At 51.3% G+C, this 18,363-nt stretch carries 25 protein-coding genes; 1 reads left to right on the top strand and 24 read right to left on the bottom strand.

The window, feature by feature from the left end; all coding sequences use genetic code 11:
* Window positions 1–23: 23 nt before the first annotated feature.
* From HYD27_RS28575 to HYD27_RS28535, 9 genes are read right to left on the bottom strand one after another with little or no spacing between them, the layout of a single operon-like run.
* The gene (locus HYD27_RS28575; RefSeq protein WP_219220995.1) at window positions 24–896 is read right to left on the bottom strand and encodes a secretion protein F; all 873 of its coding nucleotides are present in this window, start codon (window positions 894–896) and stop codon (window positions 24–26) included.
* Window positions 897–914: 18 nt separating this feature from the next.
* Window positions 915–1,664 carry a JAB domain-containing protein gene (locus HYD27_RS28570; RefSeq protein ID WP_219220993.1) on the bottom strand — a complete coding sequence of 250 codons (750 nt, stop codon included), beginning with the start codon at window positions 1,662–1,664 and terminating at the stop codon, window positions 915–917.
* Window positions 1,642–1,887: a hypothetical protein gene (locus HYD27_RS28565; RefSeq protein WP_219220991.1), complete on the bottom strand. Its 246-nt coding sequence runs from the start codon at window positions 1,885–1,887 to the stop codon at window positions 1,642–1,644. Before HYD27_RS28565 ends, HYD27_RS28570 begins: the two co-directional genes overlap by 23 nt.
* Before the next feature lie 15 nt (window positions 1,888–1,902).
* Window positions 1,903–2,841: a hypothetical protein gene (locus HYD27_RS28560; protein ID WP_219220990.1), complete on the bottom strand. Its 939-nt coding sequence runs from the start codon at window positions 2,839–2,841 to the stop codon at window positions 1,903–1,905.
* The gene (locus HYD27_RS28555) at window positions 2,838–4,181 is read right to left on the bottom strand and encodes a CpaF/VirB11 family protein (RefSeq protein ID WP_219220989.1); all 1,344 of its coding nucleotides are present in this window, start codon (window positions 4,179–4,181) and stop codon (window positions 2,838–2,840) included. Before HYD27_RS28555 ends, HYD27_RS28560 begins: the two co-directional genes overlap by 4 nt.
* Entirely contained in the window at window positions 4,178–5,029 is an 852-nt protein-coding gene (locus tag HYD27_RS28550; protein ID WP_219220988.1) for a CpaE/TadZ family protein, read from the bottom strand. Before HYD27_RS28550 ends, HYD27_RS28555 begins: the two co-directional genes overlap by 4 nt.
* A complete protein-coding gene (cpaB, locus tag HYD27_RS28545; protein WP_219220987.1) occupies window positions 5,019–5,777 on the bottom strand; it encodes a Flp pilus assembly protein CpaB in 759 nt (252 codons plus the stop codon). Before cpaB ends, HYD27_RS28550 begins: the two co-directional genes overlap by 11 nt.
* Window positions 5,778–5,789: 12 nt before the next feature.
* Window positions 5,790–6,230, bottom strand: coding sequence for a prepilin peptidase (locus HYD27_RS28540; RefSeq protein WP_219220986.1), 441 nt, complete (start codon window positions 6,228–6,230; stop codon window positions 5,790–5,792).
* A complete protein-coding gene (locus HYD27_RS28535) occupies window positions 6,227–6,562 on the bottom strand; it encodes a hypothetical protein (RefSeq protein ID WP_219220985.1) in 336 nt (111 codons plus the stop codon). Before HYD27_RS28535 ends, HYD27_RS28540 begins: the two co-directional genes overlap by 4 nt.
* A 167-nt stretch (window positions 6,563–6,729) precedes the next feature.
* Here HYD27_RS28535 and HYD27_RS28530 point away from each other — a divergent pair, with 167 nt between their 5' ends.
* The gene (locus HYD27_RS28530; protein WP_219220984.1) at window positions 6,730–7,989 is read left to right on the top strand and encodes a HipA domain-containing protein; all 1,260 of its coding nucleotides are present in this window, start codon (window positions 6,730–6,732) and stop codon (window positions 7,987–7,989) included.
* 104 nt (window positions 7,990–8,093) lie between these two features.
* Here HYD27_RS28530 and HYD27_RS28525 read toward each other — a convergent pair whose 3' ends face one another.
* The 15 genes from HYD27_RS28525 to HYD27_RS28455 all read right to left on the bottom strand — a co-directional run.
* Window positions 8,094–8,303 carry a mercury transporter gene (locus tag HYD27_RS28525; RefSeq protein ID WP_219220983.1) on the bottom strand — a complete coding sequence of 70 codons (210 nt, stop codon included), beginning with the start codon at window positions 8,301–8,303 and terminating at the stop codon, window positions 8,094–8,096.
* Between the two features lie 4 nt (window positions 8,304–8,307).
* Complete coding sequence (locus HYD27_RS28520; RefSeq protein WP_219220982.1) at window positions 8,308–9,144, bottom strand: conjugal transfer protein TrbL family protein; 837 nt, start codon at window positions 9,142–9,144, stop codon at window positions 8,308–8,310.
* A gap of 62 nt (window positions 9,145–9,206) precedes the next feature.
* Window positions 9,207–9,437, bottom strand: a complete 231-nt coding sequence (locus HYD27_RS28515; RefSeq protein ID WP_219220981.1) for a DUF6133 family protein — start codon at window positions 9,435–9,437, stop codon at window positions 9,207–9,209.
* 63 nt (window positions 9,438–9,500) lie between these two features.
* Window positions 9,501–9,821 carry an Mbov_0395 family pilin-like conjugal transfer protein gene (locus tag HYD27_RS28510; RefSeq protein ID WP_219221014.1) on the bottom strand — a complete coding sequence of 107 codons (321 nt, stop codon included), beginning with the start codon at window positions 9,819–9,821 and terminating at the stop codon, window positions 9,501–9,503.
* Window positions 9,822–9,856: 35 nt separating this feature from the next.
* A complete protein-coding gene (locus HYD27_RS28505) occupies window positions 9,857–11,461 on the bottom strand; it encodes a VirD4-like conjugal transfer protein, CD1115 family (RefSeq protein WP_219220980.1) in 1,605 nt (534 codons plus the stop codon).
* Window positions 11,412–11,927, bottom strand: coding sequence for a hypothetical protein (locus HYD27_RS28500; protein WP_219220978.1), 516 nt, complete (start codon window positions 11,925–11,927; stop codon window positions 11,412–11,414). Before HYD27_RS28500 ends, HYD27_RS28505 begins: the two co-directional genes overlap by 50 nt.
* Window positions 11,924–12,775, bottom strand: a complete 852-nt coding sequence (locus HYD27_RS28495) for a hypothetical protein (protein ID WP_219220976.1) — start codon at window positions 12,773–12,775, stop codon at window positions 11,924–11,926. The genes HYD27_RS28500 and HYD27_RS28495 overlap by 4 nt, the downstream gene beginning before the upstream one ends.
* A 32-nt stretch (window positions 12,776–12,807) precedes the next feature.
* Window positions 12,808–13,515: a hypothetical protein gene (locus HYD27_RS28490; RefSeq protein WP_219220974.1), complete on the bottom strand. Its 708-nt coding sequence runs from the start codon at window positions 13,513–13,515 to the stop codon at window positions 12,808–12,810.
* 36 nt (window positions 13,516–13,551) lie between these two features.
* Window positions 13,552–14,142: a hypothetical protein gene (locus HYD27_RS28485; RefSeq protein ID WP_219220973.1), complete on the bottom strand. Its 591-nt coding sequence runs from the start codon at window positions 14,140–14,142 to the stop codon at window positions 13,552–13,554.
* 49 nt (window positions 14,143–14,191) lie between these two features.
* Window positions 14,192–14,353, bottom strand: a complete 162-nt coding sequence (locus HYD27_RS28480; protein WP_219220971.1) for a hypothetical protein — start codon at window positions 14,351–14,353, stop codon at window positions 14,192–14,194.
* 99 nt (window positions 14,354–14,452) lie between these two features.
* Window positions 14,453–15,688 (bottom strand): MobP3 family relaxase, encoded by a 1,236-nt coding sequence (gene mobP3 / locus HYD27_RS28475; RefSeq protein WP_219220969.1) that lies wholly within the window; start codon window positions 15,686–15,688, stop codon window positions 14,453–14,455.
* Window positions 15,669–16,151: a hypothetical protein gene (locus tag HYD27_RS28470; RefSeq protein WP_219220967.1), complete on the bottom strand. Its 483-nt coding sequence runs from the start codon at window positions 16,149–16,151 to the stop codon at window positions 15,669–15,671. Before HYD27_RS28470 ends, mobP3 begins: the two co-directional genes overlap by 20 nt.
* Window positions 16,152–17,242: 1,091 nt before the next feature.
* The gene (locus tag HYD27_RS28465) at window positions 17,243–17,632 is read right to left on the bottom strand and encodes a HepT-like ribonuclease domain-containing protein (RefSeq protein WP_219220966.1); all 390 of its coding nucleotides are present in this window, start codon (window positions 17,630–17,632) and stop codon (window positions 17,243–17,245) included.
* Window positions 17,622–17,927, bottom strand: a complete 306-nt coding sequence (locus HYD27_RS28460) for a nucleotidyltransferase family protein (protein ID WP_219220965.1) — start codon at window positions 17,925–17,927, stop codon at window positions 17,622–17,624. The genes HYD27_RS28465 and HYD27_RS28460 overlap by 11 nt, the downstream gene beginning before the upstream one ends.
* Before the next feature lie 155 nt (window positions 17,928–18,082).
* Window positions 18,083–18,363: hypothetical protein (locus tag HYD27_RS28455; protein ID WP_219220964.1), on the bottom strand; the 281-nt coding region annotated here is incomplete at its 5' end.

Genomic DNA, 18,363 nt, shown 5'->3' with positions numbered 1-18,363 from the left:
TCTTCATGGGACGAGCAATGGGTTTAAAAGAGCTTGCCCATTGCCTTCATAATTTCCATGCCCAAAATGACCATGTACATGAGCATAAAGCAGGCCAGCATATAAAAGGAATATTTGCGGATTTTGCCGGGGCGCTTCATGGCGATGAGTTTGAGGCGCTGGATTTCAAGCAATTTGAAGTCATGCGCGAGCATGTCAAAATAAACCATGCCCTGGTCGCCGCGCAGCACCGCCAACAGCCCTCGCACGACATCGGACAGCATGGTGCTGCCGATGCGGGATTCCAGCCGGAGCAACGCCGTTTCCTGGTTGCCGCTTTTCATATCGGCAATGGTCATGTGAAGCTCGCTCTGCAAGCTGCCACCTGTATGTTTGGCGTACACCTCCAGCATTCGCAGCACATTCCGCGTGGCCTTCAGTTCCTGGGCAATCGTCGCCACAAAACGGGGCAGCTCCGCTTCAATCTGCTCCCGTTTCTTCCGCACCACTTCATCAGCGGCACGGGTTTCCTTGAAGAAAACAGCAATAGCGAGAAAAACAAACAAGGGGGAGAGCAGTGGGAGCAGTGGAAGGACAAGCAGCCCACCGCAAAAGATAAGGCCCGCCTTGACTATCGCTCCAGCGAGGTATACCTCCGGCGTCAGAGTCATGCCCGCAGAACGGAGGGTCGCAGCCATTTTACGTTTGGTGTAGTCACTAAGAGGCAGCTTACCCGCCAGCCAAGCGGACAATCGGAACAGCAGGATGTGCAGGGAAGACGTTTTGTGCTTGCCGATTTTTGCCACCTGGATGACAGCGCGGGTAGCGGCAAGAGTGGGCAGTTTACATACATCGGCCAAAAGAAAATAGGCTCCGGCCGCAACCAGCAAACCGAAGCCCAGCAGTAATCCTGTCATAAAAGAATCATCCCTCCTTTATCGCTCCCATTCTTCATCAAGGGCAGCTTCTATCGTTTCGATGACCAGCATTTCGTCAGCGGAACAAGGAACCGCTTCTTCCTTACTTTTTAGGGTAATCATTTCATAGCTGGCGGATTTCTCTGCCACCTTCGGCATCTGCCCCAGCTTGGCAAGAGAGGCATAACCTGTGCCACCAATGATGATGTGGTCCAAGACGTCGATGCTTAACGGCTCAAAGATGGCTACCATTCGCTCGGTGAGCAGGACATCCTCCATAGAGGGCCTTAAGCTGCCGCTCGGATGGTTGTGAGCTAAAAGCACCGAGGAACAGTCACAATTTAGTGCAGCCTTCAGCACCTGCCGGGGATAAACTGGCGCTTCGGCAATGCCTCCCTCGGAGATAATGCGAGTCTCAATTACTTGGTTGCTTTTGTCCAGAAAAGCAACCATAAACCGTTCCCGATCCTTGAGTCCGCTTAAAAAAGCAGAGAAATAGCTGCCTGCCAGCTCCGGGGTGGTAATTTTATGTTTGGCATTTTCCTCCTCCCACTGGAGCACCCGGTAGGCTTGGATAAACGCATGGAGCTGCTCGACTTTGAGAAGCTGTTTGGCGTTAAGCTCCAGGACATGGGGGTGCTCGATGGGATTCATCAGGCTGTTGGCGGTCCCGTAACGCTGCAATTTGCCCAACGGGATACCGGTCAATTGATGGAGCGAGTGGACATAATCGGCAATGATCATTTCATCTAAAGGGACCGGGGGCATCGGGGGCGCTCCTTTCCGCAGCAGCAGTTGTCATTACCTGAAGGACATGCTTAACGGCCAACAGCTTTTCACCTAATTCAGCGGGCAGCCTCCAATCCTCCAGCCGATCCCAAAAGACGGTTGTCCCATGCTGGTGAATAAGTAGAGCGATCTGCCCGGTTTCCTGCGATGTAGCTTCCAGCAATTCGCCCAGCAAACGGGCCGATTCATCGGCGGAATGCATGAAATCACTCCTTTCTCATCGCTTATATTCCAAAGGTCGGGTCAAACGGATCACCGCCGCAAATGAAACAAACAGCGCCAGAGCGCAGAGTGCCAATACGATATGACCGTGAGTACTGGCGGTAAGGGTGTGAAACCAATCCCGATTCAGGAAGTAGAGCAGTGGAATGTTGCCGATCATCAGCAGAGCCATTGTCAAAAACTCCTTAAGCGGTTCATAGAGCAGATAATCCAATTCCGCCGATACCACACGCATATCGGACAGCTTGGTGACAATGGGCATCAGGGTGGATTTCAGTGTTCGATCTTCCTGGCAGGCGGTAAGCGCATCGCACCATTCCTGAAATACGCCGTCGTTGATCCGGCCTTTGAGGCTTTGGAGAGCCAGACGGAGATTGGCGTGAATCAGCTTGGATTCGGATAAAAACGCCTGAAACACATCGGCTACAGGCGGATTCAGGTATGGCACATTTTCCTCCACTGCCGCCAAAATGTTTTCACTGCGGAGATAGGAGGTGGTGATAATAGATAGTGCCGTTTCCAGTTCGCCATGAAGCCTTTTCTTGTAAAAGGTGAATGTAAACAGCACCCCCCAAAAGGGCAGCAGGGCAAAACCCCCTGCCAGCACCGGCAGCAGCCACCCATTGTGCAGCAGGATGGCCAGCAGCGCGCCCGTAAGTGCAAGCATCAGGGAACCGACAAAAAGCATGCCCAACTTGTCGCTTTGCCCGGTCTGTTTGAGAATCGCCCTGGCCTCCTGCACCGTAGCCCGCCAGCCTCTGAACTTTTTGGGATGCTGCACCGCCCGGATTTGTTTGCTGAGATGTTGCTTGCGGGCGGGAAGGTGAGCGAACAGTCGGGCAAGCTCCGGGATGAATCGTTGGGGAGAGAGGTTCAGCAGCAGCAGGCATCCTATGGACAAACCAGCAAAGGATAGCAGGTGCAGAATCATCATCGGGCTTCACCTCCAAGAAGCGATTGCAGCATGGACACCGGCAGGCCATTTTCCAGCAGCCGCTTTTGCAGGCCGTGCGAGATATCATCCACCTTCTCATAGGCTCCTTCGATGACGATTTTCCCGGCAACTTCCCGTGTGGCATGGACAGCGTAACGGTACAGGGTGATAATGTCGCGGGTTCCATCGGGCCGGATGCAGCACTCGGTGATCTCCATGATCCGCCGTGTATTGTCCTCCAGCTTCTTCACGAACAGCACCAGCGGGAACGCCTCTGTAACCAGGTTATACAAGGTGTTGTCGTTCATCTCGTATTTTTGAGTGCAAAGCGTCACCATCCGGTAATAGGTGGACAAGCAGGAGTTAGCGTGTGTGGTCGTGATGACGGTATGCCCGGTACGGGCCGCTTCCTGTGCGGCGAAGGCTTCAGACGATTTCATCTCTCCTACACAAATGACATCCGGGTTGGCGGTCAGGGCAAATTCCAGCAGCTTTTCCTGGTCGATGTGCTGCCGGGGGTCCTCGCTGGACCGGGTCACGGTATGAACCACATTATTCAGTACCTGCCCATTTTCGTCTGTGACAACCAGATCAAATTCACGCGCACCTTGTTCAATCGTAAAAATACGTTTGTCATAAGGGATGGTAGACAGCAGCCAGCTCATGAGGGTGGTTTTGCCGCTGCCGGTTGCTCCGGTGACGCACATGGACAGACCGTAACGCAGGCACAGGCTTAGAAAATCCAGCATCTCGGCCGTGGCGGTACCACTCTTGATAAAGTCCTCCCGAGCCAGTTTTTTCGGATTAATGATCCGAATGGAGGCGGCAATGCCCTTTTCCTTATCTGTTACTGGTGCGCCAAAGACAGTGATGCGGATGTTGTTGGCTAGACTGCCGCGAACAATGGGCTGCGAGTAGTCGAGAATCATGCCCGACTGGTGCAGGAGCCGCCGGATCACATCTACCGCATGTTCCGGCGTGGCAAACTGCTCGTCTGCTGGAACGATGCGTCCGTCCGTATAGCTAATTTTGACATCGTTGTAGCCGTTGATATTTACCTCCTCCACCTCCCTGGCGAACAGATAGCGGGTCAGAAAGGAGTATTCCACCATTTCGGCGTACAGCCGGTCGATCAGCTCATCAAAAGTCATTCCGGGCACATGCAGCCGGTGATCGGTCAGGTATTGGCTCATATAGGCCGTGATCTGTTGCTTTTGCTCCTCCGGGCGGCGGCTCATCAGGGTAGCGTATTTGCCGGAAAGATACATTTGCACCTCTTTTAGCACATCGGTAAATGGCCTGGACTCTGTGGACGAGAAAAAGAGCGCAGCTTGATTCATTCCTTTTCACCTCGACGTTTCGGCCATAAGCGTTGCAGCACGGCAGTGATTTTGCCGGTGGGATCTACCGCAGACGGGGAACGGGGACGTGATGGAGCTTCCGGCTCTTGTGGAAAAAGCAAGCCGAGGATGTTTTGGATAGCGGCCTGATAGACGGCAGCCTCTTTGCCGGATAAATCCTCCAGCAGCCGGGCGGAGGCTGCTTGCTGCTCAAGCTGGGCGACATGGGGAAGCATGACCTGAACGCCGCCGAAAACTTGGCTGTACTCCCGGTGATCCTGCTCCAGCTTCACGTTGGATAAAATCGGAACCAGCGCGGAACGTCGAAAACGGGCATCTGCTAAGAGTGGCAGGTAGGAGGCGTAGAACATCAGGCTTTTCAGGTCGCAGTGATGCAGGCGAATGACGCTGTCCGCCAGTTCAAGAGCAACCGTGGAGAGCGGGTCGGCGGACAGATAACTGGCGCAATCTACCAGCACCACATCCGCCAGATGGCGGGCCAAGGTCAGGAGGTCCACTGCCCGATCCCGGTCATAGGCGGCATACGTGAAGGCGGTGTCTCCTTTTTTGTAGCCCAGCAGGGCGATATGCGGTGAAACATCCAGCGGCAGAGCGTAGCGCAGCAATTCTTCTTGGGTCAGTGCCGGAAGGCTAAGCAGTTGTCCCAGAGAAGCGTGATTGTCGGCTCCACGCGGCGCGATCGTGGCAAGGGAAGGGCAAAGTGCATCACAGCAGAGGATCAGCACGTTTTGATTGCGGGCGGCAAGGGCTTGTGCCAGCTTGACGACGGTGATGGTCTTCCCGCTGTTCGGACTTCCCCACACGGCAATCAAGGATTTATTGGTCATGGGCAGGCTCCTCCGAGGCTGCTTGCTTCGCAGTAAAGTAAGCAGCCTGCTTGTCGGTAAAGGCTTTGGCGGTGTTAGGATCTCCCCGGTACACCAGCGTCGTGTGCAGCGTTCCCTTACTCTCCAGGTCGGCTAAAAGCTGTGCTTGCTGCGGCAGCACGAGGAGGGTCAGGGTAGACGGCAGCTCCTTCTCTTCCTCTGAGTCAGCAGAGGTGCTGCTGTTTTGTGCATCCAAACCGCTGCTGGCGGTTACAGCCAGCACCTCCACATATTGCAGCTCTGGCGGGAGGGTGGTGGACCGCAGCTCGCCGTAGTCGGAGGCGATCAGGGCTACGATATCACCGGGCTGCAGCTTGCCGGATAACCCTGCAGCCAGGCTTTTAATGGTGACGGACATCGCCTGTTTGGCACCGTCCAGCCGATTTAGATAAGCGTCCAGCGGCAGGCTCGACAACTTGGACGGCAACAAATAGTCACCTTTTTTTAGGTCCACAGCCGCATATTGGCCGATGACAGCATCGGGTGATTTCAGCACGTCAGCCGGTAAATGGTAGGCTCCCACCTGAACGGTTTCTACCTGATCGGCGGTGATGGCTGCTCCCTTCGATATGTCTTTGATGATGCGGACAATATCGGTCTGTTCGCTGGCCGTTTGGTTTAACAGCGGGGCAATGCCCAGGCACAGCACCAGGGACAGCAGGATACAAGCTGCGCCCAGGACGGTGCGGTTTCGGAAAAGCTTTTTCAACTGGATAACCTCCTAAGAGAGCAAATGGATGAGAAACGCCAAAACGCCGCCTGCTGACAGAAATGGAGCCAGCGGCAGCGCAGTTTGTTTGGCGGTTTGAAATCCGGCACGAAATCCAATTCCGGCAGCAGCGAGCAGCACCAGGGTTAAGCCGATGATGCTTTGTAGTGTCCCATAGACAGGACCCAGCACAAAGCCGCAAGCAGCCATCAGCTTGATGTCGCCGCCACCTATTTTGCCTTTGGAGCATACGGCGGCAATCAGATAAGGCAAGCCAGCGACCAGGAGACCCAAGAAAGCGTAAACGGGAGAGAAACGCAGCAGCCCTACAATAACGATTGCCAAGGGAAGACTGTCCGGGATCTGCCGAGTTTTCAGGTCGCGCAGGCTAGCGTAAAGCAGCAATAACATAAACAGGATGCCTTGAATAACCTCTGCGGACAGGAGACTCATAGCTTCTCTCCCTGCAAGGGCCATTCATTAATGGCGCGATACGGAAACCGTTTTTGACTCCTTTTGAAGACCATCATAAAGCGGACTTGATCTAGCACCGACAGGTTATGCCGGTCTTTGGTCGTCATCATTACCGAAGCAGATACGCCGGTCAAAAAGGTGACCATAGCAAAGGGTACGCTGCCTTTGAAGAGCCAGATCAGGACCGACAAGATAACAGCAAGGCCGGAACCCAGGATCGATTGCGCCAGTTGCTGCTTGCCAAAGCCAGGAAACCATTCCGCCTCCGGCTTTACGCCCATGGGGATGTACAAGGTTTGCTCCTGTGTCATGAGGGGACGGGAAACCTCCTTTTTTCTGTAAAATAAAGAAAGCGCCATGGTTGATGCATCACTAGCTTGATATAATAGAAGGAACTGAGTATGCCTCATACACCAAATGGAATGGAAACCAACCGGATTATTCGGTACAATTACAGGATAAGAATGGAGTGGATGGTATGGCGGATGTCTTGCACAAAAAATACGTTCTCATGCATAAGAACACCCCTGTTGCCGAGATCGAGCTTGACGAAGCCTCCTGCGCGATTTCCGCTATAGGCCATGTGATTGAAGAACGTCATGTTCCCACCGGAATACCGGTTAAACGGGGACGAATCGACCGTTCCGCCCTGAATGAATGGTGGAGAGGCCGCGCCATCCCTGCCAGCCGGGATGGAATTAGAGAAGCTCTTGTTGAACTCAACCTGAGCACCACCCAAAAGCTGCTGGAAAAAAGCTTGGGTTTGAGTTTATCCGACCACTATTGGATTTGCCCCGCCGGTTCGGAGACAAGCTGGTCCAAGGTTAACTTTTTCGACAATCCTTTTTCCGATGATGTAGGTAATGTACTGTTTGGTAAAGGCTCATCGGAGCACATGAGCCTGATGTCGCCGGATAATACCTCGGACGGCTGGTTGAAAAAGAAATGGAGTATTCTGGACGGAAAACGCTGTCTCATTAAAGGTGGAAGCGGCGCGACCCAACAGGAGCCCTATAATGAAGTGGTTGCCAGCAGGATCATGGCGCGGCTGGGCATTTCCCATGTTCCCTACACGCTGATGGTGCAGGACGATTATCCGTACAGTGTGTGCGAGAATTTCATTACTCCCGAGACGGAGTTGATTACGGCATGGTATGTGATGCAGACTCAGCACAAGCCTAACCATGTGTCGGTGTACCAGCATTACTTGAACTGCTGTGAGGCGCTGGGTATTTCCGGGATGACAGATTTCCTAGACCGCATGATCGTCGTGGACTATATCATTGCCAATGAGGATCGGCACCAAAACAATTTTGGCGTGATCCGAAATGCGGAAACCCTGGAGTGGATTGGGGCCGCTCCGATTTATGACAGCGGTTCATCCCTCTGGTTTTCCAAGCCACAGTCGCTGATTTCACCGACGGCAAAGCTGACCTGTAAGCCGTTTAAGACGGACCACAACGAGCAAATCAAGCTGGTGACATCCTTTGACTGGCTCGACCTGTCCGCGCTGCAAGGCATCGAGGAGGAAATAAGAGAACTTTTTCGCGGCTCGCTTTTTATTGATGAAGCCAGATGTGACGCCCTTTGCTTTGCCTTGCAAAAAAGGATCGCCATGCTGTCAGAGGTTGTCCATTCCCGCACGAGTCTGCTTTGGTCGGATGATCGAAAAACGGATGTTGAGGGGGACATCGCCTACAGCGGTGTGCCAGACGAGGAGGATTGGGAACGATCCTAGAATAGGCGGGTAAAACCCCAAGAACATATTGTCCCTGTGAAGTCTGGTTAGTGAGGATTCGCAGGGATTTTACTGTGTCCCCCATCTCCGGTAAAGACTTTCCGCTACCGGTAGTAAAACAAGATGATCTCCTTTACCTGCCAAATGCTTTCGGCCAAAATGTAAAACAGCACGACATTGCGTGCGCGCTTTTTATATTTCGCCGCTTCCTCATCCGCACCGGACAGGCGGATCATCGTATAGATGAAGCGGCAGACGCAGCCCAAGCGGATCAGGCTCATCAATGCCTGGGCCAACTCTTCCAGCGTGATCATCCGATCACCCGGCCTTCGTCAGCTTGCGGGCCATGCCGACCAGCTTGATGCTGTGGTAGACGTTGTTGACCACACTGCCTCCGCCGCCTGTGGTAATGAGGAAATCGGAGAGGAAACGCGGCGTTCGGATCGCCAGCATCATGCAGGCCATGCCCCAAAAGACATGATTTTGCAGCATAAGCCCCACACCCAGCTTGGCAAGGGCAATCTGAACCACCACCGCCAGCATGGATTGGGTGAATTTTTGAGCATAGGCCCGGAATACACCCTTGTCATTGTCGAGCAGTCCCGCGCAGGCTAGAGGGATGCCCACCCGCAGGATGAACATTTCCAAGCCCCGCATGAGAAACTGAAAGTAGAGAATAAAAAAGCAAACGATGAAGATCAGGCCGAACACGGCGGTTACGAGTCCCGCCGATTCCAGCGCATTGATCCAGGTTTGCCAGTTGTACTGCGTGGATTGGCCGATTACTGTGAGTAACTGGTCCGTCAAGTCCTCCACCATACTGCCCAGCCAGGTGTAGATGGTGGGAAAGCAAACGGCTACGGCCATTGCCTTGAAAAAGTTGGTCAGGAGGAACAGCGGTTCCTCATCCGGGTCGCCATCTGTCCACAGCACATAGATTTCAAAGCCCTTTTTAAGAAATTTGAGTATCATCAGGGCCACGCCAAAGGTAAACACAATGTTGTACAGGTCTTCCAGCAGGTTCGCGCCGGTGGTCAGCGTCATGTACTTCTCCGCATAGAGTGAGATCGGGACAATCTCTTTCAGCAAGCTGTCCAGGTACACCAGGGAGCCGTTCAAAAGCGCGATAATGAGCAGCAACAGGATTTTTTCCAAGATGGTTCCTCCTTTCCGCAAGAAGCGGCGCTAGTGCCGCTTCCGCTGAAGGTTGTCCGGGCTTACCCTCTGTAATTGAACATCTCCTTGATCCGCTGGGTAAGAGTTGGCAGGATTGTGCCATTGAACAGCAGATACAGCCCGGCCAGAAGCAAAGCTCCAATGACCACGGCAATCAAAATTTTCACGGCGGAATCAACGAAGCCTTCCCCGCGGCGGTTATCAAGCGCGTTTTTAATAACAACAACCGCGTACATGTTCTTTTCCTTTACTTTCTTCAACACGTTTTTCATTTGTCCATAACCTCCTGATTGATGATGAATAGAAAAGAGCCTGCCGCAGTGGGCAAGCTCGTCTTACTTGTAATAGCCAATGATGATATTTAGCGTAGCCGAACCCAGCACTACGCCGATGCAGGACACAATGGCAACGATGATGCGATTATTCCATTTTTTTTGATCCATTTCATCGGCAGCGGAGCGGCGGATGCAGAAATAAATAATGAGCAGGCCAGCTATAACAGGGGCTAGAATCATCAGCCAAGTGGTAACATCTCCGATCAGTTTTTCGGTTCCGGTTACCAATTTACTGTCCTTTATGTCGCCTGCAGCAAAAGCGGAGGGAGAGGACAGCAGGCTCCAGTAGAGGGTGTAAGCAATTAGGATGGTATAGCGCATCCGCAAAGGAAGCCAAGCCCGCTGCTTGCCACTTCTCATTCGTCGGAGGCTGGCGGCATAAAGCCACCTGCTGCTCCCGCCGCCTGTTGCCGCTGCTCGGTCAGTTGTCGGGTAATGTCCTTTTGGTAATAAATCCAGATGTTCCACAGTTTCACCTCCTGGGTCGTATCTGTTAAAATGGGGCGTCGATGTTCACGTTCTTCCCGCACCTTGCGGTTATGCTCCTTGTCTCCCAGTCCCATCATGCGGTTAAAGGCCCACTGGCTGAGATCGGGGGAGAACATCATCCCTGGGTGAGTGCGGGAAATAACAATCTGATAAGGCCGGGAGACACGCCGCACCTCATCCACGGTCAATAGCTTCCGCTCCAGCAGGTTTAAGCTGTGGGAAGTGCTTGGCGTGGAGTATTTACTGTGGGAAGCGGATAGCTGGTAGCTGGAGGTAGTATACGTCCCCAGCTTTTCGCTGATTTCCCGCAGCGTCTCCAGATCGTCGGCCTGCAGGTATATCCACGTCTGGCAGTTAGACTTGATGGTGCTGGCGGCGTGGTCGTCGTATTTTTCCTTGAGCTGCTCGAAGCTTTGTAAAAACAGATTGAAGCGCATTCCCCGCCCACCGCCGACTGTCAGTTTGTTGGTGAAGTCGGCAATAGGGGTAAAGTTGCCAAACTCGTCTAGGATAAAATTAACGCGCCGTTTTAAACGTCCGCCGCGCTCATCCGCTTCGGCGGTTAAGAGTTCATACAATTGGGAAACCATTAGAGAAGCGACCGGATAAAACGTGGTTTTTTCATCCGGGAGAATGATAAAAAGCGCCTGTTTCTTGTCGCCAAGGCTGGCTAAAGAAAAGTCGCTTTTGTGGGTGATGGCGTAGATGGATTTGGAGGTAAACAGGCGCAAGGTGGTCAGAGCCGATGTGTAGAAGCTGCCCTTGGTGCGAGCAGGAGCCACATCGGATATACTGAGCAGCGCTCGGGCTGGGTGGTTTTGCGGCAACCGTTTGATATACTCCTGCATCGGTGTTTTATTGCCAATCTGCTTCGACATCTCCGCGAGAAACCAGTAGACATTGGTCAGGTTCTGGTACTCCGGCCGCTTGACGTTATCCCACACCACGCTGAGAATCGAAGCAGCAATCACGGACATTTCGCCATTGGTCCAGATTTTCTCGCCCTGAGCCTTGCCCACCAGCACCTGGGTCATATCCCAGGCCAGCATTTCCGCCTGTTCCTGATTTCCGGCAAGCGTGGCATCAATGACCGGCTGAAGCAGGTTGTAGTGGTGGCTTTTTTCCGGGTGACGAAAATCCAGTGTTAGCACGTCATAGCCGAGCTTTTGTAGCAGGACATGACTGTAATGGAACAACTCGGCTTTAGGGTCGCTGATGACCATCGACTCTCCGGCCAGTCCCAGCAGGCCAATGGTTTGCAGCACCACAGTCCGGGATTTGCCGCTGCGGGTGGCTCCAATGCAAAGGGAATGAACATCATCGCCAATATAGTATAGCCGCTCTTGGTTATGCTCTTGGCGCAGCCCCAGCACGATACCGCCGGAAGAGAGCCTGAGCGTTTTTTTGGTATCGGCAGGCGGATCAGCCGCTTCCTTCGTTTTCGGAATATTCTTCGGGTGGGGGAGTTTCATCGAGGGATTCCTCCTTGTCTTTTCGTTTAAGAAATTCCAGGTCATCATAGCCGGTCTGGATCAGCCGCTGGAGAAAGGGCTGGGAGAGTTCAAGCGTTTGGTTTTCAAACACATGAGGCAGTTCTTCCTCCCGTAGCCAGCGGGCTGAACCATGCTGATATTGCCCAACGGGAACCGGCGTTTCGATTCCGGGCGCAACCTGTTTCAGCTTGCTTTGATAGGGCTGATTGTTGGCGACGAAAAAGAGAACGGCAAGAAGTAGAATGATTCCTTGCAGGCAAAAAAACAGCAAAAAGTGGGCTTTGTGGGTGAGCAGACTGGCCAAGCTTTGCTCCAAGGAGGGGAGGGCGAGAGATTTCGTCGTGCCGGACAAGACACCATGCAAAGCGGAGGTGAAAAACAGATTGAAGACCGCTCCGAAACCAAACAGCAGTGCCGCCAGCAGCAGCTTTTGTTTGGTTTTCACCACTCCATTTCCTCGTTGGCAGGTTCAAAAAAATCTTCGGGCGCTTCTCTCGCCTGCAAGGTGGGGATCATCTCTTGATGCGTGTAAACCTCTGCCTGACCAAGCAGTTGTAGCTCCTGATTGGCTGCCTGGTCCAATTGCCGCTGCAAAAACAGCGACTTTGGTGCAGGCTGGTCATGAATATGGCCCCATTCCTCGGTATGCAGGTTGTGCATTCCCACATACTCCGGGTGATCGTCACACAGCGTATGCAGCAGACTGGCTTCATCGACGACCTGTGCCAGAACAGCAGGGTGGGAGGCGGACAATTCAAATACCGGAATGGCACAACGATCCAGAGAATACAACAGATACTCCCCTTGGCCGGAGGACACATGCACCGCCATCTCCGACAATACCTGTTCCCCGATGGTTTGATGCACGGCCAGCATTGGTTGACTGTCTCGATCTACGAAGTAAATCCCGTTGCATAAGGCTTGGAGGTTGGAGAGGGATTTCCAGGTTGTGTCCTGCGGTGGTGCAAACTCGCCAAAATATTCCGGGGCAAAATACTTGCCCTCCATGGCCAGCTTCTCCGGGTGTTCGGCTAACTCGCTTAACTCGGGATGGGTAATCGCTCCTTGTTGGGCCAGTTCATAGGCCGGTACAACGCTCTTTACATCGTCAAAGTAAATATGTTCTCCTTGCTTATCTCCCCATTTCAGCGCCTCTTCGCTGAGTGCTTCTTTGGCATAATCGGCGTCCAGCACAAGGCCGTTGTTGCGTTCGGCTTGCATCGCATAGATGTGCAGGCCAATCTCTACGCAGGTTAAGATCGTTCCCCAAATGGAGGTTTCTGGCTGCGGCATGAGAATCACTTCCTTCTATAGAATGGGTGCTGTTACCGGGACAATTCAGCCACATCCAGCAGTTCCGGGTTGCCGTCATAGTCGTGGGCAAATTCCGCTTCATAGTTTAGATGGATGTCCCGATCTTTCAGGGCGGGCAGGAAGTCCTCCAGCTTCTCGATCAGGATCTGCACCTGTTCGAACTGCTCCATCGACTTGTCATTAGGGGTGATGAGGAATTTGACCATTTCATCGTGAATGAGCACGAACTCGGATTCGCTCAATAATTTCCTCCCATCCACCAGCCCGCTGCGAACGGCGAAGTTTTCCAGCGCTTCATCCTTGTTATAGAAATATTGGCGCTGCACCGGCACTTGATTGTCTGGGGCCAAGCGATAGGTGGAAAAGACATACTCGAACAGCGGATGATGCTTGCAGGCTAGAGTCACATCACCGTATTCACTGAGCTTGTAGACGCCACTAGCGATTTTGGCGTCTTTGTCCGTAAATGGCTTTTCAGTGCAGATGCCAAGCTGCAGGGCGGTTTTTCGGGCCAGGTCCTGAATGCTGCTCATCAGCCGGTCCGGGACGGTCACAAAAGGATTTTTCTCAATGCTGTCCATCCGCGTATAGAAGGCGACGAGTTGGCCGTTTACGTATAGGTCAGCCAAATAGTCGGCAGAGGTGGAGCGGCGAACCTCGATGCCCTGCTCCGCCAAGGCGGCGAAATAGGTTTTGTAGAACTCAGCTTTGCTTTTCATCGTTAGATCACTCCTTGAGAACAAAGTGTGCAGCGATTAACGTTCCCTGTCGGCTTCCTTCTCGGCCTCCAACAAAAGCTCATCAATAGGAAGCAGCCGGGCATCAATCTGATGCAGCAGCCGGTCGATGTCTTCCCGTTCTTCTACTCCCATGTCCCGATCCTGAGCGCCGCGGTACAGAAGAGCCGCGCGGATGACAGAAAGCTCGTGAGGTCCGATGAAGGTTGTTTTTTCTGCCAGCCCGCTGCGGGACAGGAAATCCTCTTTGGCTTTCCCGTATTCATTCTGGTAAAAGTAATGTCCCAATGCCAGTCCCGTTCGCTCAGCATTGATCTCCCACGTGACGAAACGAAATTCACCTTCCCCGTCATATCGCGCCGCCAGTACATGCCGATTGTATTCCAAGAGCTTCCGGTACTCGCTGACGGAGTGAACATTCATCGGCGGCGCTTCCTGATAGGCCCGCTCCATTTCCCATACCTGGGATACAATCGGGGCTACGCGGAAGGCAAGCTCCTTGGGTCTATCGGCAGGATAAAGAATAAATCCATCTTCCTGAATAAAGGCCGTGGGCTGATCATGATAAGAAACGACAAAGGCTTCGTCCGGATTGGTTTGCGAGTCCAATGTGAATCCTGCTTTAGCTAACTGACAACGCAGTACATCTTGCAGCCGCTTATTGTTCTCCATCTGTTTTCTCCTTTCGGACTGATATGGCAGGAACCGGAGCAGGCTTTGGTTTTTGTTTTCTATCATTGGTTTGCATCGGGCGACGAGGAAGTTGTTTCATCATCTGTTCAAAGGCTTGTAGCTTGCCATCGGTAAAGAGCATGTTCATTCGTCCTTTCCTCTTGTGGACCTTCAACTATCCACAGGTTATTAACAAAATTCCCACAAAAAAACACGCTGCTTGGAGCGTGCGGGTGAACATCTTGGTCTATCGTTCCATACCACGATCCTTATTCCTCAGCAGCCATTCCTTTTTGGCCTGTTTGGATAAATCGCCGCTCAACACTTTTGCCTTGTCGTCGTAGTCGAGCCCAGCGTGCATGGAGAGGCTTTCCATCAGGTCCAGCAGTCCAAGCAGTAACTGTTCGGCCATGGTGTACTGTCGATGGGCTTGCCTGATACCGAAGTCCGCTTCCTTCTCCAGCTTGATGATGGTGCGGATGGTGGAGAGGATACGATTGGCAATTCGCTTTTCCGCCTCGTTCTGATACTTCCTGCGCTGCTTTTCCAGATTCTCAGGGTCGGAGGTATACAGCTTGGCAAGCTGCAATTTCGCCTCTACATAATCCTCTACCATTTGAGCCAAATAACGGTTTTCTTGTAGCAGATCCTGCACCAACTCATCTACAACTATTTTCACCTCCGGCGGCAGTAGCTTGTAAGCGAGTCTTCCGGTTTTCGGCATCTGGCTGCGCAGCTCAAACAGCCTGTGGGCCAGCCTCTTCACCGCAGCGGGTTCTGCCAAATGATGTTTTGGAAAACGTAGCAGGGAGTCTTCATCCTCATTCTTGAAACGTTCCTGGAATGCTCGAAATGTTTTCGGATTCAGTTGCTTCAGGTAGGCTTCAAATTCTTCAACCATTCGGTCGGTCACTTCGGTTATGCCTGACTTGAATCGATCCCGAGAAGCGCAAAACTCCTTGATTTTATAGGCGAAGGTGTCTTTGATGAGCTGCTTGCGGATACGGTTGGGGACTTCAGGATGGGTGAAATTTTTCATGATCGTCTGCCCCTTGTCCCAAAACACAACATGAAGATGAGGATGATCCTTCTCGTTGTGAAAAGCAGCGGCCCAGCACAGATTTTCTGTCTTGATTCGGTTGTGGGTAGCGAGAGTGGCGATGTGCTGCTCGATGTATTGCTGCCAGTCGGCAAAATCGGTCAGGCCTAATTCCAATGCCGTTTCGGTACGGAAAGAAATCACACTGCGGTACATGTTTTTGCCGTCCTTGGAAATTTGACGGGCGATACGAGCGACTTCCTGCCAAGATTGAAACACTTGTAATTCGCCGGGCTTAAGCTTGCCGAATAGGCCATGGGACAGGTTTTCGTGGCGCACTGCGCCGGGACGGGTAGCGATGTACCCGATGTGGACATAATTGCTAACAGCCGTTTTTGGGTGGTTGGGGTGGAAGAAGCGCTGCTTATAGATCAGGGCTGACATCGGTGTCGCCTCCGCGTAAGCGTTCCAGATTATGGTCGAAAGTGTCACCAGAGAGGAATAACTTTTCGGCATCGGTCAGCTTCATCTTCATGTACTCGACGGCAAGCTGGCGGGCTTTCTTTTCGATCTCGCGGAAGGTGGTGTAGCGGTTCGTGTCAATGAGGTCGGCAATAATGGCAATGGTGGAGTAGTAGGAGGCAGCGGACATGATGAGATCCTTGCTGGCCAGTCCGGCCAGACGGTTGCTTAGGCCATCAATGGCAATCTTGATTTCCTGCCGGATGATGACAGTGATAAAATCAATCTCCTCGGTGTAGGCTTCTATCGACATGCCTTTTGTGATAAAGGCTCGGACAATGTCCGCCATACTTAGATGTTTGGTAGCTGCATACTTTTTGAGAGACTCATATTGTTTCCTGGGCAGCTTGACGGTAATTTGCACGGTTTTTTCTGTTTGCGCCAACAGCAGCACCTCGCTTTAGAGGGTCTTCCGCCAGCGACATTCGATTGCCGGGGGAAAACCCTCAAAAATGTCGGTGGAAGCTCTGCTTCCACGCGGTTTCCTTCGCAAAATGACATTTTGCTATTCCTGCCTTTACACCCTACCCCCAGAGGTGGGCCTCTGGGGGTAGGGAACGGCAGTAACCATATCCAGTGAGAAAAAAGGGGGGATTGCATAAGGTCAATCACACCTTTCAAAATAGGTGGAACGCAAAAAAACCACATCCGTATGGAGTGGCTTTAAAGATGATGCAGAACGCTCAACATAGAAATAGTCACATCGTTGTTAAGTTTTTATTTACTTCGAAGTATCTATAGTTCCATACAGGTTTGTAGCATCTCAAATGTTTTTCCACCTTGTCCTTAATCAATTGATCAGTTTCTACCATACTTAACCATAAGTAGCGGCTGAATGAGAAGAACAATAACCTATACTGGATGCTAACAGGGCAAGATATATCATCCATCAATGAATCACTGACCCAAGAGATCGTTTATTTTTTTTGTGTAACTCTTTGAATTCCCTTCATGAAGAAAAACATGCTCAATGCCCATGTTACACCAGCAGCAGCTATAAGTTTAGAATTCTCTTCTGATTTCATTTCATTAGGTACATTAGAATTCCCTTTAATAACAACAATCCACAAGATAATACCAATTGATAAAGTGATTAAATGCGAGAGGAACCATCATAAACAGATTTTTTTTCGATATATAATTTTCTTATTACAATAAAAAAGGAAAGACCCATGACAATAATGAATCCCCAAATCAAATAAGACAATACTTCGGCTTCCATCGGTAACATAACACTTCATCCTTACTTTAGTTAAGTAGGGGTACCGGTACAACAACCAGTACCCCCCAAGCGAAAAGTCTAATATGAAGTTCGTTAGTTTGCATTAATTTTATCAAGCTCCCAAGAAAAGTAAGGAACTTGGACTTTAATATTATTTATACGATCTTTGTTTTGCAATTTGATAATAGATTCTGAAATGTCTAAGCCACTTCTCATGGAGAACGTGGCAGACTAGCCAGGCATTGTGTGTAGCGTTACCTCTCGTGATCCTCATCTTCATCTCGGGAGAGAAGTTCACTATCCTGCGTTTGATGAAGCAATATGTGTTCAATTTGTTTTTGGAGTTCTGGCAAGCTGGCCGTAATGGTTCCCCAAAGCACGGCTAAATCAATGTTCTCGTAATCATGGACAATGCGGTTTCGCATTCCCCTTATACTTCTCCATGGGATATCAGGGTATCGTTCCTGTGTCTCATCGCTGATGTACTTGGCCAACTCACCCATTTGCGATACGGTAAAGGCACAGGCGGAGACAGTTTTTTTGTCGGCCATAAATTGCTCAAACGTATATCCTTGGACGTATTGCAATACGTCCAGGATGTAACTATTCAGCTTCTGGAGAATAATCCGTTCTTTACTTTTCATAAAGTACAACTCCTTCTTGCTCGATGGCAGCACACATGGCAGGATTGTGCTTCAGTTCGGTCCACTCGAACAAGTCAACCGATGTATCCAATTGCTCGGTGATATCCTCTAGCAGGCCGTAAAAATGAAGGTTTAATAATTGACCTTGGCTGTCGATCACAATATCGACGTCGCTTTCATCGGTTGCGGTACCGCGTGCATAGGAGCCGAACAAGATTGCGCGGTGCACAGGAGCTTTTGCAAATACAGAGTGTAGTTTTGATTTTATCTCGTCAATTTTTTGAAGAGTACTCATATTTTCACCCGCCAATCACATAATTGAGTTAACAAACAATGACACCTCAAGCTTAGAGGAGGAAATAGAGCAGTTGCAAGAATTAATGGGGTATTACCGTTCCGCGAGAGACACCTCTTCTGAATCCATGGGATGCTCTCTATCTATTATATACCTCAATGCGCATAAATCTTCATTAAAATCTTTTGTTTGGGGTTTTTCCACAGAAGTTTGAAACCCAAGGTTGGCATACTTTTTTGCAAAAAGAAGGGCAGCCTGCTGCCCCCAGTTGGGAGCCGGGCTGCCGTCACGATAAGTGGCGTTATAATCGTAAGCGTCAAACCTAACCCACCTATAAACCCCCGGCAAAGCATGAGATCATAGGCGTATCTTAAATCGAGGAGATTTGCCAGATGACCAAAGCCGAACAACGCCAGTATGAGTGGACAGAGCGCAT

Origin of the sequence: Paenibacillus sp. S150 (assembly GCF_019352175.1) — a bacterium.
In the GTDB taxonomy this organism is placed as follows: Bacteria; Bacillota; Bacilli; order Paenibacillales; family Paenibacillaceae; genus Paenibacillus_AQ.
The sequence above is the reverse complement of the archived record's forward strand: the minus strand, read 5'-3'. Positions and strand labels throughout refer to the sequence as shown.

What these genes read in the sequence shown, in the direction of transcription:
- HYD27_RS28575 (WP_219220995.1), bottom strand. Translation starts at nt 896, where the DNA reads ATGACAGGATTACTGCTGGGCTTCGGTTTGCTGGTTGCGGCCGGAGCC.
- HYD27_RS28570 (WP_219220993.1), bottom strand. Translation starts at nt 1,664, where the DNA reads ATGCCCCCGGTCCCTTTAGATGAAATGATCATTGCCGATTATGTCCAC.
- HYD27_RS28565 (WP_219220991.1), bottom strand. Translation starts at nt 1,887, where the DNA reads ATGCATTCCGCCGATGAATCGGCCCGTTTGCTGGGCGAATTGCTGGAA.
- HYD27_RS28560 (WP_219220990.1), bottom strand. Translation starts at nt 2,841, where the DNA reads ATGATGATTCTGCACCTGCTATCCTTTGCTGGTTTGTCCATAGGATGC.
- HYD27_RS28555 (WP_219220989.1), bottom strand. Translation starts at nt 4,181, where the DNA reads ATGAATCAAGCTGCGCTCTTTTTCTCGTCCACAGAGTCCAGGCCATTT.
- HYD27_RS28550 (WP_219220988.1), bottom strand. Translation starts at nt 5,029, where the DNA reads ATGACCAATAAATCCTTGATTGCCGTGTGGGGAAGTCCGAACAGCGGG.
- HYD27_RS28540 (WP_219220986.1), bottom strand. Translation starts at nt 6,230, where the DNA reads ATGAGTCTCCTGTCCGCAGAGGTTATTCAAGGCATCCTGTTTATGTTA.
- HYD27_RS28535 (WP_219220985.1), bottom strand. Translation starts at nt 6,562, where the DNA reads ATGACACAGGAGCAAACCTTGTACATCCCCATGGGCGTAAAGCCGGAG.
- HYD27_RS28530 (WP_219220984.1), top strand. Translation starts at nt 6,730, where the DNA reads ATGGCGGATGTCTTGCACAAAAAATACGTTCTCATGCATAAGAACACC.
- HYD27_RS28525 (WP_219220983.1), bottom strand. Translation starts at nt 8,303, where the DNA reads ATGATCACGCTGGAAGAGTTGGCCCAGGCATTGATGAGCCTGATCCGC.
- HYD27_RS28515 (WP_219220981.1), bottom strand. Translation starts at nt 9,437, where the DNA reads ATGAAAAACGTGTTGAAGAAAGTAAAGGAAAAGAACATGTACGCGGTT.
- HYD27_RS28510 (WP_219221014.1), bottom strand. Translation starts at nt 9,821, where the DNA reads ATGCGCTATACCATCCTAATTGCTTACACCCTCTACTGGAGCCTGCTG.
- HYD27_RS28505 (WP_219220980.1), bottom strand. Translation starts at nt 11,461, where the DNA reads ATGAAACTCCCCCACCCGAAGAATATTCCGAAAACGAAGGAAGCGGCT.
- HYD27_RS28495 (WP_219220976.1), bottom strand. Translation starts at nt 12,775, where the DNA reads ATGCCGCAGCCAGAAACCTCCATTTGGGGAACGATCTTAACCTGCGTA.
- HYD27_RS28490 (WP_219220974.1), bottom strand. Translation starts at nt 13,515, where the DNA reads ATGAAAAGCAAAGCTGAGTTCTACAAAACCTATTTCGCCGCCTTGGCG.
- HYD27_RS28480 (WP_219220971.1), bottom strand. Translation starts at nt 14,353, where the DNA reads ATGAACATGCTCTTTACCGATGGCAAGCTACAAGCCTTTGAACAGATG.
- mobP3 (WP_219220969.1), bottom strand. Translation starts at nt 15,688, where the DNA reads ATGTCAGCCCTGATCTATAAGCAGCGCTTCTTCCACCCCAACCACCCA.
- HYD27_RS28465 (WP_219220966.1), bottom strand. Translation starts at nt 17,632, where the DNA reads ATGAAAAGTAAAGAACGGATTATTCTCCAGAAGCTGAATAGTTACATC.
- HYD27_RS28460 (WP_219220965.1), bottom strand. Translation starts at nt 17,927, where the DNA reads ATGAGTACTCTTCAAAAAATTGACGAGATAAAATCAAAACTACACTCT.